This window comes from Erwinia sp. PPS120 (assembly GCF_047918655.1).
Taxonomy (GTDB): domain Bacteria; phylum Pseudomonadota; class Gammaproteobacteria; order Enterobacterales; family Enterobacteriaceae; genus Erwinia; species Erwinia tasmaniensis_A.
Genome location: NZ_JBLREF010000046.1, coordinates 27,534 through 29,051 on the forward strand (window position 1 = coordinate 27,534; position 1,518 = coordinate 29,051).

The following is a 1,518-nucleotide window of genomic DNA, read 5'->3' on the forward strand; positions in this document are numbered from 1 at the left end:
CCATGGTCAGCGTTGCCGGCTTGCTCAGCATCTGGCGGGCATCGATGTTCTTCTCCGCACTGGTGAAATTAATGGTGTAGCTGTAAAGCTCGCTCATCGCTTTCGACCCGCTGAAATCTTCCACGTCGATATCTGCCGTACAGGAAGGAACCTCCAGGCGATAGCGGTTCAGGGTTTTTCCGGCGACGGTGGCCGCCAACGTCTTCAGGGTATCTGTCAGGCTCATGCCGTTGACTCCATTATGTAATCGGTTATTCCATCAGGGCCGACACGTGCCGGCAAAGAGCAGTGAAAGTGAGGTCAGATTATTTTTTCAGGCGCTTTCGCCACCAGAGGCACAGCTTCATCAGGAGAAATGCTCCAACTGCACACAGCGTTGCCTTAATCACGATGATATGCATTTCGAAGCTGTCCATCGCTTCCTCCCCGTCGCCGCTAATCTGGATATGGGCCTTCACAAAACTCGCAACCCATGCATCAGGAACGAAGTGGATCCCCATCCAGAACAGCACGATAAAAAGCAGAATTTTCATTCGGCATTCTCCGCTCGCTTCTTCAGAGCCTGCTGTATTCGTCGTTTCTCAGCCTCCAGCCTTTCTTCAGTCTCTTTATCACACAGGCTATAGTCCGGGGTGCCACGCACGTCGATACGAGCCCAGGCCATCAGGCCGTTGCCACCCGGAACCGGAAACATACCGCGGTTCAGCAACAGGCGGCGCAGATGCTGGAAGTCACTGTAGCGACGCAGAGTTATACAGCCCCATGACACACCGGTTCCGTCGCTGTTCAGTGGGTGGAGGCGAAACCCGGTCCGGTTTAAACCATTCACATTCAGGCTGTCTTTCCTGGTTTTATCGCTGAACAGGGCAAACCATTCAGAATGGTGATTTCGGTAACCATGCCAGGCATCAATCGTTTCTGCCCGCACCCGGTTGTAGAGACTGCCAGCAGGCCGGTCAGTGACCCAGTAAGTCCCGACAGGAATAGCGGCTTTTTCATGGTCAGCGCAGTCAGGGTTATTGATATAACGTTCAATACCCGACAACACTTCAAACGTCCCGATGCCGTAGCATTTCAGGTACGCCGTTTTGCCATCCGCCGACAGGTTGCCGTAATCCATCATGCAAATCTGCATTTTAGCCTCCGTGTACATCATTAAACGCCAGCACAATGCCTTCTTCATCACTCCAGCCGAGCGCCAGCGACTGCGGTTTCATCTTTGCCGCCATATGGGTCAGCAGTTGCTGGCTCAGCACCGGCAGAATTTGCTGGTTGAGCAGGCTGTCGACGTTGCGCGCGCCAGTGTCCGGCAGCAGGCAGGCGACGGTCAGGGCGTCATACAGACTCTCATCGATTTCCGTTTTCAGACCATAATGCCGGTGCAGGCGTTGACTCACCTGGTCAACTTTCATCTCCACGATGGTGCGCATCGCTGTCTCATTCAGCGGTCGGTAGCTGTCTCTTATACACATCTCCGAGCCCACGAGACTGGTTCTCATATCTAGGGTGTGGTTTTTT

General features: G+C 53.8%; 4 protein-coding genes. All 4 read right to left on the minus strand.

From position 1 onward, the window contains the following. A partial coding sequence (locus ACLRGG_RS19985; RefSeq protein WP_503827132.1) for a hypothetical protein occupies positions 1-226 on the minus strand: 226 nt, incomplete at its 3' end. 79 nt (positions 227-305) lie between these two features. Next, positions 306-533 (minus strand): hypothetical protein, encoded by a 228-nt coding sequence (locus tag ACLRGG_RS19990; protein WP_416251401.1) that lies wholly within the window; start codon positions 531-533, stop codon positions 306-308. Beyond that, on the minus strand, positions 530-1,135 hold the full coding sequence (locus tag ACLRGG_RS19995) for a DUF2778 domain-containing protein (protein WP_416251402.1): 606 nt from the start codon (positions 1,133-1,135) through the stop codon (positions 530-532). The genes ACLRGG_RS19990 and ACLRGG_RS19995 overlap by 4 nt, the downstream gene beginning before the upstream one ends. Position 1,136: 1 nt before the next feature. Next, positions 1,137-1,518, minus strand: a 382-nt coding sequence (locus tag ACLRGG_RS20000; RefSeq protein WP_503827133.1) for a ClpB D2-like domain containing protein, incomplete at its 5' end; no start/stop codon positions are given.

What these genes read in the sequence shown, in the direction of transcription:
- ACLRGG_RS19995 (WP_416251402.1), bottom strand. Translation starts at nt 1,135, where the DNA reads ATGCAGATTTGCATGATGGATTACGGCAACCTGTCGGCGGATGGCAAA.
- ACLRGG_RS19990 (WP_416251401.1), bottom strand. Translation starts at nt 533, where the DNA reads ATGAAAATTCTGCTTTTTATCGTGCTGTTCTGGATGGGGATCCACTTC.